This window comes from Streptomyces sp. NPDC006384 (genome assembly GCF_042870695.1).
Taxonomy (GTDB): Bacteria; Actinomycetota; Actinomycetes; order Streptomycetales; family Streptomycetaceae; genus Streptomyces.
Genome location: NZ_JBIAHR010000023.1, coordinates 61955 through 77198 on the forward strand (window position 1 = coordinate 61955; position 15244 = coordinate 77198).

General features: G+C 70.3%; 14 protein-coding genes. 5 read left to right on the forward strand and 9 right to left on the reverse strand.

The genetic code is table 11. The features are described from left to right. Window positions 1–14 precede the first annotated feature (14 nt). From ACFYOJ_RS27575 to ACFYOJ_RS27590, 4 genes are all read right to left on the reverse strand, one after another. A complete protein-coding gene (locus tag ACFYOJ_RS27575; RefSeq protein ID WP_356555872.1) occupies window positions 15–2285 on the reverse strand; it encodes a nitrate- and nitrite sensing domain-containing protein in 2271 nt (756 codons plus the stop codon). Window positions 2286–2560: 275 nt separating this feature from the next. Beyond that, the gene (locus tag ACFYOJ_RS27580; RefSeq protein ID WP_356555870.1) at window positions 2561–3067 is read right to left on the reverse strand and encodes a hypothetical protein; all 507 of its coding nucleotides are present in this window, start codon (window positions 3065–3067) and stop codon (window positions 2561–2563) included. A 155-nt stretch (window positions 3068–3222) separates the two neighbouring features. Next, complete coding sequence (locus ACFYOJ_RS27585; protein WP_356555869.1) at window positions 3223–3723, reverse strand: hypothetical protein; 501 nt, start codon at window positions 3721–3723, stop codon at window positions 3223–3225. Then, entirely contained in the window at window positions 3720–4175 is a 456-nt protein-coding gene (locus ACFYOJ_RS27590; protein WP_356555867.1) for an ATP-binding protein, read from the reverse strand. The genes ACFYOJ_RS27585 and ACFYOJ_RS27590 overlap by 4 nt, the downstream gene beginning before the upstream one ends. Before the next feature lie 309 nt (window positions 4176–4484). Between ACFYOJ_RS27590 and ACFYOJ_RS27595 the strand changes: the two genes are divergently transcribed. From ACFYOJ_RS27595 to ACFYOJ_RS27610, 4 genes are all read left to right on the forward strand, one after another. Beyond that, window positions 4485–5867: a Tat pathway signal protein gene (locus ACFYOJ_RS27595; protein WP_356555866.1), complete on the forward strand. Its 1383-nt coding sequence runs from the start codon at window positions 4485–4487 to the stop codon at window positions 5865–5867. 192 nt (window positions 5868–6059) lie between these two features. After that, on the forward strand, window positions 6060–6560 hold the full coding sequence (locus tag ACFYOJ_RS27600; RefSeq protein ID WP_356555865.1) for a TrmO family methyltransferase: 501 nt from the start codon (window positions 6060–6062) through the stop codon (window positions 6558–6560). Between the two features lie 645 nt (window positions 6561–7205). Next, window positions 7206–8078, forward strand: coding sequence for a helix-turn-helix transcriptional regulator (locus tag ACFYOJ_RS27605; RefSeq protein WP_356555863.1), 873 nt, complete (start codon window positions 7206–7208; stop codon window positions 8076–8078). A gap of 127 nt (window positions 8079–8205) precedes the next feature. After that, window positions 8206–8430 (forward strand): DUF397 domain-containing protein, encoded by a 225-nt coding sequence (locus ACFYOJ_RS27610; protein WP_356555862.1) that lies wholly within the window; start codon window positions 8206–8208, stop codon window positions 8428–8430. 287 nt (window positions 8431–8717) lie between these two features. Here the strand turns inward: ACFYOJ_RS27610 and ACFYOJ_RS27615 are convergent, their stop codons facing one another. The 5 genes from ACFYOJ_RS27615 to ACFYOJ_RS27635 all read right to left on the reverse strand — a co-directional run bounded on the left by ACFYOJ_RS27615 (window position 8718) and on the right by ACFYOJ_RS27635 (window position 13535). Further along, on the reverse strand, window positions 8718–10643 hold the full coding sequence (locus tag ACFYOJ_RS27615; RefSeq protein ID WP_388598131.1) for an ATP-binding cassette domain-containing protein: 1926 nt from the start codon (window positions 10641–10643) through the stop codon (window positions 8718–8720). A 162-nt stretch (window positions 10644–10805) separates the two neighbouring features. Then, entirely contained in the window at window positions 10806–11237 is a 432-nt protein-coding gene (locus tag ACFYOJ_RS27620) for a lasso peptide biosynthesis B2 protein (protein ID WP_356555859.1), read from the reverse strand. After that, window positions 11234–11530 (reverse strand): hypothetical protein, encoded by a 297-nt coding sequence (locus ACFYOJ_RS27625; protein WP_356555858.1) that lies wholly within the window; start codon window positions 11528–11530, stop codon window positions 11234–11236. The genes ACFYOJ_RS27620 and ACFYOJ_RS27625 overlap by 4 nt, the downstream gene beginning before the upstream one ends. Next, entirely contained in the window at window positions 11524–13200 is a 1677-nt protein-coding gene (locus tag ACFYOJ_RS27630; RefSeq protein ID WP_356555968.1) for an asparagine synthase-related protein, read from the reverse strand. Before ACFYOJ_RS27630 ends, ACFYOJ_RS27625 begins: the two co-directional genes overlap by 7 nt. Before the next feature lie 164 nt (window positions 13201–13364). Then, entirely contained in the window at window positions 13365–13535 is a 171-nt protein-coding gene (locus ACFYOJ_RS27635) for a hypothetical protein (RefSeq protein WP_356555856.1), read from the reverse strand. 238 nt (window positions 13536–13773) lie between these two features. Between ACFYOJ_RS27635 and ACFYOJ_RS27640 the strand changes: the two genes are divergently transcribed. Beyond that, window positions 13774–15189, forward strand: a complete 1416-nt coding sequence (locus ACFYOJ_RS27640) for a transcriptional regulator (protein ID WP_356555855.1) — start codon at window positions 13774–13776, stop codon at window positions 15187–15189. Window positions 15190–15244: the final 55 nt, after the last annotated feature.

Here is a 15244-nt window from a genome sequence, read left to right on the forward strand (position 1 = left end):
ATGTCTTCTCGTCCTTATCGGTGGGGGTGGGTCTGAGGGGCCTGCTGTGTTCCGGCCTGGAAGTCCGCCCAGTCGGCCCCAACTTGCTGGGGATCAGACTCGTCCTTCGCGCCCCGCGGCTGGGGGGAGGGAGCGCTGCTGCGCAGGATGGGGTTGAGGTGCTGGCCTGCGTTGCGGCGCGGCAGCGGATCGGCGTTCGCGTCGGTGGCTGCAGGAAGGGCGCCGGCTCCGAGTTGCTCAGCCTGCCGCTGCGCATGAGCGGCGGCCGGGTCCAGGGCCGACTGTCGCCGACGAGGAAGGGAAGCGCGTGACGGCACTCCGCCCGTGGCCGCCGGGGCGGGAGCCGTCGGCCGCGCCGGGCGGGCCGGCGCGGAAGGCGCGACGGCGTCCTGCTTCACCGTCGTGAGCGCCTTGTTGTCGATCATGACGACGGCGGTGATCCCGCTGTACGCGGATCGCCTGAGCGACACGCTCAAATGGTGGTGGCCGGCCAGGCGCGCGACGACGAACAGGCCGAGCTTGCCTCCCCGTTGCGCCATGGCCTCGAACGTCGCCTGATCGTGCTGGGCGAGTTCGGCGTTGGCGGCGTCGATGGCCTCCTGGGGCATCCCGAAGCCGGTGTCCTCGATCTCCAGGGCGATTCCGTGCACGGCCTTGACGCTGCGCACGGTCACATCGCCGGTGGAGTTGCCGATCCCGTTCTCGATCAGCGCAGCAACGACCTTCACCGCGGCGGCCGCGTGCTGTGGGGGGACGAAGGCGGTGTGGGTGACCTGATTGGCTACCCGCTTGGGAGAACCGGTCTCCACCGCAGCGTCGTTGACGAGGTCGAGGATCGACCTCGGCCGGTCATAGAGGTCCTGTCGCATGCTGCCGGCCAGCGTCCCGACATGCTCCTGGTGGCGACGGCTGGCGGATACGGCCCCGTCGATGGTGATCAGGTCGTCCAACAGGGCAGGGTCGACGTCCGGCCGGGCCATCACCTTCTCCAGGTGGCCCAGGGCCCGGTTGATGTGTCCCAGGGTCCGCTCGGTCGCCGCCGCGACGAACGCGCCGATCCCTCGGCGGTCGCCGGCCTGAGCAGCGGCCTGACGCACCGCAGTGCGCTGGGCCTCGATCAGGGCGGCCTGGACGTGGCTGAACTCGTCACCGCGGTCCGGCTCGAGGAATTCAGCTTCTGCGTCGACCGCTTCGCCGCGCATCAGCCGGTCCACGACCTGCGGCAGCCGCTCGGCGCCTTCCTGTGTCTGCTGACGCAACTGACGCAGCCGCGAGGAGATGGAACGGATCAACCAGATGATGAGCCCGGCGATCAGCAGGATCGCCACCAGGCTGCCGACGGCCTGGAAGAACACCTGAGTGCGGATCTCGTCCGCCCGCTGGAAGCCGTGGGCAAGCAGCCCCTGCGTCCGCTGCAGGTTCAGGCCGGCGAGCTGCCCGCTGACCTTTGCGTAGGCGTCGTCCCACTGGGCGAGGGAGGACCGGTCGCCGATCTGCTCCTTCCCGAGGTCATCGGTCGGCGGCGTGATGACCGACCGCTGCGCCGCCTGGAGCTCCCTCCACTCAGGGCTCGCGGTGATCTTGTCGTAGAGCGCCTTCTCCTGCTCGGGCAGGTAGGGAGCGATCCACCGCTCGTACATCACCTGTTGGGTGCCGTACGCCTCCGCGAAGGCCACCCGGTGGGCGTCCGTCATCTGCCCGGATTCCCGTGCCTGGGTGATGAGCATGTCCTGCTGTGCCAGAGCGTCCGAGGCGTAGAAGAGCCCGACCAACGGCCTGGTCTCCAGGGTGAGCGGGCCGTCGTCCATCGCGCTCAACGCCTGGTAAAAGCTGATCATCCTGTTGATCAGGGAGGTGTAGTAGCCGGTGGCCTCATCCGGCTCGCCCTCCCGGGCGTCCACGTTCTTACGCACCCGGGGCAGGTCATCGACCTGCCGATAGACCGCTTCGACGTACTCCCATCGGTGCCGCTGGTCGGTGCGCAGCTCGGTGCCGGACAAGCGCCTGAAGGACGCGAGACCGGCGTCGGTCTTGCCCCGTTGCTCCTTCAGGGCCGCCTTCGCGACGGAAGACGGGTGAGCCAGGTAGGCGGCCGTGAGCTTGCGCTCGGCCTGTGCCGCGATGAACAGGGGCAGCGACGCTTCGCCGCCAAGGCGGCCCGTGGTGCTGTCGTTGCGCAGGTTCCTCTGCTTGTCCCAGGCCGGCACGGCGTTGACGACGACCAGGACGAGCAGTGTGGTGATCGCGACGGAGGCCACGACGATGAGTCGGGTGCGCACCGTCATGATGCGCCTCGGCGCCCTGTGGCCAGAGCGGTCTATGGGGGTCATGAGTCCTCGGACGTTGTGAGGGGTGGGGAGGCATGAGGGGGTGGACCGGCTGCCGCGGGTGCGTTCTGGGAACCGCGGCAGCCGGGACGGCAGCACGGGGGATCTGCCACTCGCTTTCGGCTTCCGGGGCCGGGCCGGCGGTGTGCCGAACGGTCCCCCAGAGTCGGAAGCCGAAAGCCCACAGCGAGCGCCGGCGACGAGCGGGGCATGGCAAGTCGCCGGGCTCGGGTCTATGCGGGCGGCCCACAATCGCCCAGCGAACCCGCCGCGGCACTGACCAACTCGGCCGCCCGATTCGACATGGGCCGTGAAAAGTTCCGGGTGGGGCCGGGCGCTGGCGCTCGGGCGAGCGCGGGGAGGGGCATCGGTTCGGTCTTGGCGAGTTCGGGCTCGGCCACGTTGTGGCGGCGGTCCACTGCCCGGCCGTCGGAGAGGAGGGGATCTTGTGTGTCCGTGCGCCGCGGCAGGGCGTTCTCCGGGAGAGCGCCGACCAGGGCTTGTGCGATCTCCGCGAGCCGGATGGTGAGGATCACCACGGGCATGCGCCCCTCAGGCAGCGGCTCGTCACGGATACGGCGTGCCTGGCTGACCAAGTCCGGGGCCGTGTCTTCCAGGAGTTGTTCCAGGTGGCGGAGCTGCCGGCGCAGCCCCACGAGAAGCAGCTCGACGTCGCTGTCGTCGCGGGGCAGCGGCGACGTGCCCAGCACCCGTTCCACCAGATCTTCGACGGCGTACACGGCGCTTTGCGACAGGGAACGCCTACGCCAACCGAGCGCCGGGCGTAATGCGGATAACACGTGGTCTCCGATCTGAGGGCGGGCAACGGTGGGTGCCTGACGCCGCTGCGGGCGGAGGGGCTGCGGGTGTGTCCGGAGCAGCGGACGCTTCGTGTTCACGGGGCGTCTCCGGCGAGGTCGAGGATCGCCGAGACGGCGTGGGCAAGACGGCGAAGTCGTCCCAAGTCGGGTGCCGCGGCCCGTACGTCCTGGAGGAGGGTCAGGCCGTGCTGGACGGCCGCATTGGCGTCGGGACCGTAACGTTGGACGATCCGCCCCGAGTTCTCGCAAAGGATGCGGAGGACTGCTTCAAGCCTCGGTGTCCAGGCGGCGATCTGTGCTTGGTCCGGTGCGGCCGCCTGACCCAGGACGTCTTCCAGGAGCGTTTCGGTCTCCTCGGCTTCTGCCGCTGCCGTGAAGCGGGCCGACTCATCCAGCCGGTTCAGCAGGTGCCCGTACGCCTGCTCCCTTGTGCCGGTCGGCGCAGTGCGGACCCGGGCCGCCGCAGCATTCAAGGGTGACGGGAAGGAGAGCGCGCTCGGCGGCGCGCTGTCGGAGGCCGCAGGTCCTGCCCCAGAGTGGCGTGCCGAAGAGCGGGTGATTGCGTAGATGCTCACGAAACTCGCCTCCGGGGAGCGTCGAGTTCCGTCCAGACGGTCTTGCCGCTGCCGGACGGGTCAGTCTCGACCCCCCAGCGGTCAGAGAGCTCGTCGACAAGCCGCAGACCGCGCCCGCTTGTCCGGCTCGCAGAGAACTCCTGCTCCTTGGGCCGTACGCCGGACGGATCACGCACGTTCAGGCGCAGCTGGACGTCAGACCACACGACGGTGACCTTGACGGTGATCCCGGGCGGGAAGCCAAGGCAACCGTGCAAGACCGCATTGGTCACGAGCTCCGTACAGATCAGGACGACGTCATCGGCAACGCTTTCAAGGCCGTCCTGCTCCAGCCGTGCGCGCAGTTGACGCCGCACACGCGAGATGGCCGCCTGTTCAGCGGGCAATGACACTTCGAACTGCGGCTCGTCCGCACCGCGCGTGCTGACACCGTCACAGGGGAGGTGGGGCACCGCACACACTCCTTGAGCCGGGAGGGCCGCGCCCCCATGCGGCATAACGGCGGGCAGAGCTGTCGGGCAGCCGGGCCTCCTGCGTGTCAGGTGGGTCATCGGCCGCTGCTCCTCTCCTGCCATCGGGCTTTCAGGGCCACTCGCCCGGCGGGTTCGTGTGGATGAGGTTCTCGAATCCCCCGCGCTGCATGCGGGGTTGAGGAATATCGTCTTCACGAGACAACCGCGTCTTCGCAGCGCTGGGTATCCCGGCGAGGTCGCGGGACCAATGAACGTGATGAAAGATCGTTTCGGGGACGAGGACGCACCATGGGGCGTACGCGCAACGTCAAGCTGGCCGCTGCGATTGCCCAGGCGGGCCTGTCTCAGGCCCGACTGGCTGCTCGTGTCAGGTCGGTTGCCGCGGAACACGGCGCCAACGAGCTGACCGGCGTGGGCCAGTCCCACATCGCGAAGTGGGTGGGCGGCGTCGTCCCCGAGCCCCAGGCTGCCCGTATCTTGGCCGAGACGCTCTCCCGATGCCTCGGTCGCCTCGTGACGCTCGCCGACATCGGACTGCCGACGGACACCGACGAGCTCGAGCTGCCGGCGTGGAGCGACGACCCACTGACAACGCTGGTGACGCTCGGGAGCAAAGACATGGTGGATATTGACCGCCGACACCTGCTGGCCACCTCGGCTTACTCGGTGGCCGCGCTGGCCCTGCCCGACGACCAGTGGTTCGAGCGGGCCACGGACCGGGCCCGGGCGCGCAAGCCTCTGTCGAGCTACGTGGTCACGGCCCAGGACGTCGACGACGTCCGCGAGCTGACCGGGATCTTCTCCCGCCGCGACCAGAAGCGCGGGGGCCGCTCCGGCCGCGCCGCCCTTGTCGCATACCTCCGCACAGATGTCGCCGAGCTTCTGAACAGCCGGTTCCTGTCCGAAGACATCCGCCGCTCGATGACCTCCGCAGCAGCCGAAACCGCCTACCTCGCGGGATGGACGGCCTTCGACGGGCGCGAGCACCCCATCGCGCAGCGCTGGCTGACGATCGCCACGGGCCTCGCCGAAGAAGCCGGAGACGCTCCGCTGGCCGGGCACATCCTGCGGGCGATGGCCCACCAGGCCGTCGACCTTGGACAACCGCAGGAGGCCGTACGGCTGGCAGAAGCCTCCCTGTCCAGCCGCCGCTACGCACGCGCCTGCTGGCGCGAGCGCTCGCTGCTGGGGGTCGTTCTCGCTCGCGGTCTGGCCGCTGCCGGCGAGAAGAAGGCCGCCATCGCCGCGCTGCTCCAGGCCGAACGGGACCTTGACCGCGCACGCGCGGGGGACGACGAGCCGGGCAGGGTGTTCTTCTTCGGCAGAGCCAGCCTCGCCCACGAGACCGCCGCCGCGCTGCGCGACCTCGGCGACCTCCCAGGCGCCGAGAAGCACTTCACCCTCAGTGTCCGCACACGACGAGCGCAGTTCGCCCGGACGCACTCCGTCACCCTGGGCTACCTCGGTGCCGTCCAGGCACAGCAGGGGCATCTTGACCTCGCCTGCGACACCTGGAGCCAGGCCCTGGACGCCATGACCGGCGTCCAGTCGGGCCGGGCGAAGGAGACCGTTGTCCAGATGCGCCGCGCACTGTCGCCCTTCCGGAACCGGGCCGGAAGCAAAGCCGCAGAACTGGACGCGCGCGCCCGCTCCATGCTGACCCAGGCGTAACCAGCCGGAACCCCCCACCTGGACCCGCGTGCCCTCACCCCTTCCGCGTTGACGGACGTCGCAGTCGTCGGTGGCTCGATCCCGACCGGCCGGCGAAGTTGCACGCCGCGCCCCATAGGCTGTCCGGGTTGAAGTGCCAAAGCACCTCTGCCGCCGAGGCCGGGACGGCCCCACGCGCAGATGATGAAGGGGATGCTGATGACCAGCCCAACGCGCATCGAGATCACAGCAGTCGCGCAGGTCGTCGCGGGTCATACGGATCCCGTCGACGATTTCCAAGGCGGCGTGGAGTCGATCATCCGCATGAACGAGGTCTTCCCTCTGGAGACCCTTCAAGGGCTCCAGGAGTTCTCGCACCTGGAGGTCCTGTGGCACTTTCACCGGGCCAGCCCCACGGACGTGGCGCTTCACGCGCGTAGCGCGCGCAACAACCCGGCCTGGCCGGCCACAGGGACGTTCGTCCACCGGAACCATCGACGGCCGAACCAGCTCGCTGTGTCGCATCCGAAGCTGGTGGGGGTTGACGGACGAGACCTCCACGTCACGGACTTCGACGCGGTCATCGGCACGCCTGTCTTCGACGTCGCGCCCTACTTCCCGGTCATGGGCCCGCAGGGCGAGGTGCATGTCCCCAGGTGGGTCAACGAGATGCTGATCCGATACTGGGCGACACCCGACGAGAGTGGCGTGTAACTGATACGGACATGCCATGCCGTGAACGGTCACCGAGCGGCGGATCGACCGACCGCGGCACTGCGGGGAAGTCGAGATGAGTCGGTCACTCGGCATGGCTGTCCGCCGTTTCCAGCTCGTTCGGCGCCGCTAGCCAGCCGTCCCCGCCCGAGAGCGGGCGTACCCACCACTTGGCAACGTCGTACACTCCAGGCTTCACGACCAGCCGAACCCGCTGCTCACGCACCAAGTCGTATGCGACGCCGTCGGTGCTCAGGGTCTTGGAACTCCGCTGTATCGACCGGTAGTCCTGCGGGTCGGAAGCCTTCCACGCCTCGTGGGCCGCGGCGGTTGGAATGGAGCCCGTTCGGGGCCCGGAGCACAGGCGCGCATCATGCGAGGTGGGGGGCATAGCCAGTCCTCGTCGGTTGGCGGAGGGCAGCCAGGTGCAGTGACACAGTGTGTGCAGGTAGCTGCCAACTGTTGCGACGCGATGAGTATGGCAGCGACTTCTTCTTTACGTAAAGCGATGCTGCGAAAATTTCTCAGCGAGCATTGTCAGCGTTCCCAGGGGCTGCGGCCGACGGCTATCGTCAGACCGACACGTGACACAAGGGGGTCGCTCCCCGCGTCGCCCGAGGCCAAGTCCGCACCGAAGGAGTCGAGATGGCTGCCGTAGACGACAGATCAGTCGCGTTGTGCCGCATCTTGCTCAGACTGCAGCTTCGCCGGCTCCGGCAGGAACGAGGGCTCAACGCCTCGGCCGTCGCCAAGGTGTTCGGCTGGTCTACGGCTCGCATGACGCGCCTGGAGACGAAGGACACCGCAGTCGAGGTGGGCGACGTCCGCCTGCTGTGTGACTACTACGGAGCTCCGCTTGAACTGCGCGACGAGCTGGAGAACTACGCTCTCATCACCAAGACCAGGAAAGACTGGTGGGAAGAGAAGCCCTACAAGGGCAAGATCCCGCCTTGGTTCCAGGCCTGCCTCGGCCTGGAAGCTGCTGCCCGGACCATCCGCATCTACCAGTCCGAGTTCGTGCCAGGTCTCACCCAGGCCCAGGGGTACGCGAGGGCCATCCTCGCCCTCTCCGACGCAGACGAGGAAACCCAGAGCCTGCACGCTGCCGTTCGCGCGAAGCGGCAGAGCATCTTGGAGCGCCCCGACAACCCGCCGTCCGTTACGGTGATCCTCAACGAAGGGATCATCCGTCGCCCCGTTGGTGGAGCCGCGGTCATGCGGCAGCAGTTGTTGCGGCTCAGCAAACTCGCGGAGCAACCACACATCGAGATCAGAGTGCTTCCGTTCGCTGCGGGGGCCCATCCCGCGATGCACGGTCCCTTCACTCTTTGGGACTTTGAGGACCCGACAGTTCGTGAACTCGCCTACCTTGAGACGCTCATAGACGGCGGCGTCCACTCCGACGCCGAGAAGGTTGCTCCGTTCATCGACGCCTTCGAACGGCTCGATGCGCTGGCCGCCGACCCCAGCCTCTCGGTGAGGATGATCAACGATGCTGCCGCGGACCTGGGCCGCTAGCCCTCACCCCACCCAGACGCTGGCGATCTGCGGGCGCAGGGGAGACTCTGAGAGGATGCCCAGGCACCGGCCTGGGAGGCCTTCAGATGGAAGGCCGTCAGTTATGAAGAAGTAAGGAGAGTCTCCGTTGACACAGGAGCTCACATGGCGAAAGAGCAGTTACAGCGGCCAGAACGGAGGTGACTGCGTCGAGTGTGCAGTGCGGGTGACCGCGGGATCGGCGGGGCGCCCCCAAGGTGAAGTGCTCGTTCGCGACTCAAAGGACAAGGCAGGGCCGCAGCTCGCCTTCCCTGCTACGGCATGGGGCAGTTTCGTGGCAGCCGCGAGCGGCAATAGTTTCGGCCCCGCGTAAATCCAGGCCCGGTTCTTCTTCGGGCCAGTAGTTCCAGAAGCGTCCCTCCTCAAGGATGGTGAGGAGGGACGCTTCGGCGTTCTACCTTCCCCCCAGAAGGCGATGTGAGCAACCCGGCCCCGGGCACGTTCCACAGCGGATGCTCAAGCCCCATATCCTCCGAAGGTCGGCCGTCCACGGTGGGCTCCCGCCCGCCACTTCGTCTCGCCGGCTCCGCCATGTGCTGCCCATTGCCCGTGGCACACGCCGTCCCGGTCCCGGCCCCCCCGCCCGTGCCGCGCCGTTTTCTAGACGCCTTCCTGCAAGCGGTGCAGCTCGGCGAACAGGCCGTTCTTGTTCAGCAGCTCCTGATACGTTCCGGTCTCTTCGATCTTTCCGTCCCGCATGACGACGATCTTGTCGGCGGCGCGGGCGTTGGCCAGTCGGTGGGTGATGAACAGCGCGGCGCGTCCGGCGGACAGGGCCCGCAGGCGGTTGAAGATCTGGTGCTCGGCGCGGGCGTCGAGGGCGGCGGTCGGCTCGTCGAGGATGAGTACGGGCGCGTCGCGGTGGAAGGCGCGGGCGATGGCCACGCGCTGCCATTCGCCTCCGGACAGGTCGTGCCCGCCCCACCAGGAGCGTGCCAGGGAGGTGTCCAGGCCGTCGGGGAGCTTGGTCAGGACGGTGTCGGCGCCGGCTGCTTCGGCCGCGGCGTGCACGGCGTCGTCGCCTTCGGGGCGGGGCTGGCCGAGGGTGATGTTCTCCCGGGCGGCCAGCGGCCAGCGGACGTAGTCCTGGGCCACCATGCCGGTGACGCCCCAGACTGCCAAGGGGCAGAGGTCGGCCAGGTCGTCGCCGTCCCATCTGACCGTGCCTGCGGTGGGGAGGTACAGGCCGGTCAACAGTTTCGCCAGCGTGGTCTTGCCGCAGCCGTTCTCTCCGACGAGCGCGACGACCTGGCCTCGCTCGATGTCGAGGTCCACACCGCGGACGGCCGGCTCCTTCTTGCCCGGGTAGGTGAACTCCGCCGCGCGCGCCTGGATGATCCGCGGTCCCTGCGGTGGGACGGCCTTGCCGCCGCGCCGCATGGCCCACTTTCCGGCCCCGTCCAGGAAGTGGGCCCAGTCCGAGACGTACAGGCTGGTGGTGAACAGGCGGGCGGAGGCCCGGACGCTCGCGGTCAGGGAGGCGTTGGCGGTGCGCACGACCAGCACGGTGGTGGCGGCCGCGGCGACGGTCATGCGGCCGGTGAGGGTGAGGGTGAGGATGCCGGCCCAGACGACGGCCACCGCGAGCGCGGCGAGGAGGTCTCCCGCGCCCTGGGTGAGAGCCGCGCGGCGCGAGGCGGTGATCTGCTCCCGCTCCAGGCGGTGGGAGATGATGCGGTACTGCTCCAGGAGGAAGTCGCCCATCGTCGCGGCGCGCAGTTCCGCGGCGGTTCCGCGGTCGGTGGTGTACTGGGACAGGACCCGGCGCAGGCGGGTGTCGGCGAGGTTGCGGTGCGCGGCTTCGTGGTCGAGCCGGGCGGCGCGTACGGCTCCCCAGACGCGGGGCAGGACGGCCAGGAGCAGCAGGGGCAGCAGGGTCAGGTTGAGGGTCGCGACGACGGCGACGGCCGCGGTGAGCTGGGCGCAGGCGGAGATCAGGCTCTGGGTGCCGCCGATGAGTTCGGGCATCTTCTCGGCGCCCTGGGTGGCGGCGAAGCGGCGGTCTTCGAACGTGGAGTCCTCGAACGCAGCGAGTTCGGCGGCGGTGGAGGCGGTGATGACCGCGAGGTCGGCCTCGCGGTTGACCTGGGGGGCGAGCCGGTTGGCGCAGAAGCGGGCGGTGGAGTCGGCCAGGTAGCTGCCGCCGGCCGCGATGGTGACGGTCAGCAGGGCGGGCAGGGCCTGGCGCAGGCGGTCGGAGGCGCTTCCCGTGCCCAGGAGGGCGGTCAAGGTGGTGGAGGTGTAGTGCAGGGCGATGGCCGTCAGCACGGCGCTGATGATGGCGCTGAAGCCGAGGGCGAGGGTGGCGCGGCGGTCGGCCTGCCAGCTCAGCCGTGCGGCCCGCAGCAAGGTGGCGGGCATCTGGGCGGCGATGGCGCGGGTGCTGATGCGGGTGGTCTCACCGGCGTGCCCGTCTTCCTGCAACCGCATCACGGGCGGCGCCCCGGGGGCCGGGGCCTTCGTGGCGGCGGCGGGTGTCTGCTCGGTGCCGGAGGCCGCCGGGGTCGTCGTAGTCACCCGGCCCATTGGCAGGAGGGGGCGCGGTGCGATCAACCGCAATTCCAACCGGCCTGGAGCATCAGAGCAGTTCAGGCCACCCACAGGTCAATCCGACGTGACATATCTTCACTCGTATGAGTGAGGGTGGGGGGCTGGAGGCAGGTGCGGTGTCCCCAGCCCCCGGCGTCTTCAGGGGGTGGTGTGAATCGGTGTCCAGGGGTGGTCGCGGCCGCCGGCTTCGTCGTCGCCCACGTACCGGCCGTCGGCGGTGCGCACCCAGGCGTGGAACGCGGCGGGCACGGCGCGGGCGCCCAGGACGAGGTGGCACCGGCGGCCGGTGAAGGCGATGGCGAGCACGGTGGCCAGCGCGCGTTCCTTGCAGTCGATCTGGCCTCGCCACCACCACGGCTGGCAGGCGACGACAGCCGTGTACGTGCTCTGAACCTGGGGCAGGTCGGCGGCCGGCAGCGCGGCGACCGACCGGGCCAGCGCGAGGCGTATCCGCATGCGCCACCGGTCGGCCGGGATCAGGCGGATCGCGAGTGCCACGAGCATGGCGGCGCTCGCCGGCAGCCGCCGGGCCAAGGGCGGTCGTGCGGGGGCGTGGATCATCTGCGTCATCGCCGCCACCACCTCCTCCTTCGCGGGGGCCGGGCCGGGGTGCGGGCCAGCAGGCCCATGGAGACGAGCGCGGTGAGGTAGTCGTCGACGGCCTTGCGGGTCGCGGCCACGTCGAGGCCGTTGGGGACGGCGATCTCCTCGGCCAGGCCCTCGGCGCCTCCGCGCAGGGCCACGGCCTCCCAGACCCGGGCGCCGGTGCCGCCGAACATCTGCCACTGGCCGTCGCGCAGATTCAGCACCGCCGTGCCGCCCGGGCAGCGACCCCAGTGCACGTAGGGGGGTACGGTCAGCACGCCGCCTCCAGATTCAGAACCCGGTGTTCGGCGGCCTCGAGCCACTGGCACGCCGTCACCAGCCGCTGGAGGTCGTAGAGGCAGGCGGCCTGCGTGCCGTCGACCCCGGCCAGGGCCGCCAGGGCGGGTTCGGCATCCAGCAGGCCGCCGGCCGTCAGGGCGCTGGATCGGATCAGCTCGGCGAGGCGCGCGCGGTGGTGGACCATGCCCGCGGTGAGCTGGCGGGTGAAGCTGCCCTTGGAGGTGCGGGCGGTGAGCCAGGCCGGCAGGTACGGCAGCGCGGCCGGCAGCAGCGGCTTGAAGCTGGTGACGCCGTGCCGTTCGGGCGGGGCGATGGCGAACGTGGCCCGCACCACCTCGTTGTCGAGGAAGGGGTGGACCGGGCGGATCTTCCACGCGGCGGTGAGCGGCAGCGTGTCCCGGGCGTCCGCCCCGACCAGCCGCAGGGAGAAGTACTGCTCGGCGAGATCGGCGCGCGCCTCGGCGGTCGTGGTACCGGCCGCCTCCAGCAGGAGTGCGCAGACCCGCTCGCGTCCCTGGGCCGTCAGCCAGCTGCCCGCCTGGCCGAGATGACACCAGGACCACACCCCGGGCCGACGGGCGTCGAAGTCGCCTCGGGCCGTGCGCCGGGCTGCCGCGCGCAGCGCGTTCGCGTGCCCGCTGCCAGCGGCCTCGGTGACCGCGCTCCACAGGCGGCGGGGCGACCGGTTGCGGGCACGGGCCCAGTTCGTCACCCGGCGGCGGGCCTCCTTGCGCTCGCCGAGCTGCACCATCCCGATCCACGCCGCACTGCACGAGTCGAGGACGACGTCGCCGCCGTTGCCGGTGAAGTGCAGGGGCAGCCCGGCTGCCGGGCGGAGGTAGAGCGCGTGCTGCGCGGTGGTCAGGCTCACCGCCGCGGGCTGGTCGGCCAGCGGCTGCGTCAGCGTCCAGCCGAAGGGCAGCTGCTCGTCCCCTCCCGTTCCCACGGCCAGGTCCGTGCCGATGTGGGCGGCGACCCGGCGGGCGAAGAACAGGTCCTCGGCGCTGGTGTACCCGTCCGCGTAGGTGACGGCGCGGACCTCGCCGTCCTGGGCCGCGAGGATGGCCAGGGTGGAGGAGTCCAGCCCACCGGACACGTCGGCGCCCACCAGGCCCCCGGCCTGCCGCACGCGCCAGCGGACCGCCGTCTCCAGGGCCTGCGCGAACGCCGGGGCCCCTTGCGCGAGGGTGGCGGCCGGGGTGATCTCGCGGACGTCGACCAGCCGGCTGCCGCGGCCGTCCAGCAGGAGCCCGAACCCGGGGGGAACGGCGCGGACGTTCTGGTAGACGGTCCGCTCGGGCCAGTGCTCCGCTCCGGCGACCAGACGCGCGGCCATCATCGCCAGGTCGGGCCCCGCGCCGACGTGCCGGGCGAGCCGGCGGGCGCTGGTCGACCAGATGGTCTGCGGTCCCTGCGCGGCGTGAAAGACGCTGCGGAACCCCGACAGATCCCCGCACACGAAGGTGCGCGCGGCGCTCTGGGCGATCACCCAGTACGAACCCGGCAGATACGTCAGGTCCGCCCACCGCCCAGCGGCCGCCGCCTGGAGGAGGGACTGCTCCTTTCCCGCCTCCAGGAGGAAGTCCCCCACCACGGCGACACGCACCCGCTCGTCCGTCAGGACACGAAACCGGCAGCCCTGCCCCATGCTCACGCCCGGCATCCCCGCGGTGTGCCGCCCGGCGCTCCACCGGGGCGTCGAGGCGCCTCCGGTGATCCATTCCTCTTTCACGAGCCTCCCCATTCGTGGCAGAACGGACCCGGGGGGCCGGCTGGCGCCGGCCCCCCGGGGAGTTCACGCTGCGCCGACGGTCACTCGAACCACATGGCGCCGGAGTTGTCGCCGTCGTTGTTCGGCTGGCGGCCCAGCGTGGCCCCCTCGACGCGGAAGGTCTGCGGGAGCGCGATGGCCACGCCGTCGCAGTCGGCCGGCTGGACGGGCTCGACGGTCTCGGTGGTGATGGTGGTGGTGGTGGGACGCATGGTCGTACCTCCGTGACGTGAGTCGAACGGTGCACCGCCGCGGCGTTCGCCGTGGCATGACCAGATCACCACCCGCGGACGACCGCGGGTACCCGCCGCGAACCGCCGCTTGCGGCGGAGCCGGCCGCCGCCCCACCGCCGGACACCCCCGCCGAATACCGCCGAATGCCCCGCCGCCATACCTTCGCCCCGGCCGCTCTTCTACGCTGAGAGGTTGGACGGCACTCCTGGAGGACGGATGGCACCCACGCCCCGCACCGCGAAAGAGCCCAACGCCCTGTTACACCACTGGATCGAACGAGCAGGACTCTCCAACGCCGCGCTCGCCCGCGGCGTCACGGCCCGCGCGCTCGCGGCCGGCGAGCGGGGCATCAGCCCCAGCGAAGGCCGCGTACGGGCCTGGAGAAACGGCGAAATCCCCCGCCACCCCGTCCCCCAGCTCATCGCCGACCACCTCGCCCAGTGCACGGGCCTGCCCGTCACCTGCGCCGACATCGGCATGCCCGACCGAACGACGCCCGTAGCCGCAGACCTGAACCTTCCCTGGCAGCCCGCCGCCACCATTGCCGCGATCGCACACCTCTCCCGGAGCGAGATGATGGTCCCTCACAGCCGTCACAGCGACGACGCCCACGCCGTCCACACAGGCCAAGAACTCCTCGGCCCCCTTCAGCCGTGGGCCACCGCCACCCCCTCGGCCCTCGTCGCGCGCGACGGCGGCCGTCTGGGAGCGAGCGACATCGAGGGCATCCGCGCCGTCACCAACATGTTCCGCGACGCCGACAACCGCCACGGCGGCATCCTCTCCCGCAAGGCCGTCATCGCACAGATGGCCGACGCCAACACCCTCCTGAACACCGCCTCCTACGACGAGACCACCGGCCGGGCCCTGTTCTCCGCCGTCGCCGACCTCGGCTCCGTCGCGGGGTGGATGACCTTCGACGCCGGCATGCACCAACAGGCCCAGCGCATCTTCATCGTCGCACTGCACGCCGCGAGCGAAGCCGGCGACAAAGCCCTCGGAGCACACATCCTGCAGTGCATGGCCCGGCAGATGTCCCACCTGGGCCACTACGACGAAGCCCTCGACCTCGTCTCCCTCGCCCAGTACGGCGCCCGCCGCCAGGCCACCGCCGCCACACGCTCGATGCTCGCCGCCCTGGAAGCCCGCTTCCACGCCATCCTCGGCCAGAGCAGCGAAAGCGAACGCGCCGCCGGAACCGCCGAAGAACTCTTCACCGCGATCGACCCCCAGCAGGAACCCGCCCACATGACCTTCTTCGACGAGGCGGAACTCTCCGCCACCGTCGGCATCGCCCACCAGATCGCGGCCAAACACGACGACGGCCCCCGGCGGGCCCGGCACGCCGAACGCTCCCTGCACCTCCTGGGCAGGGCACTCCAACTCCGCCCCGAACACCGCGTACGCAGCAAGGCATTCGACCACCTCGGCCTCGCCCGTACCCACCTCACCGTCGGAGAAGTCGCCGGCGCCCGCCAAGAGACCCACACAGCTCTCACCCTCTTCGGGGCCATCGGCAGCACGCGAGTCGGAGACCGCCTGGGCGAACTGCACGACGAAGCCGAACCCTACGCCGACACCCCAGAAGCAGCCGACCTCCGCGACCAGATCAGGACCGCCATCGCGGCCTGACCACGCAGGAGCACGGCCCGCGTCGAGGAGGCCGACCCGCACGCCGGGCCCGGGC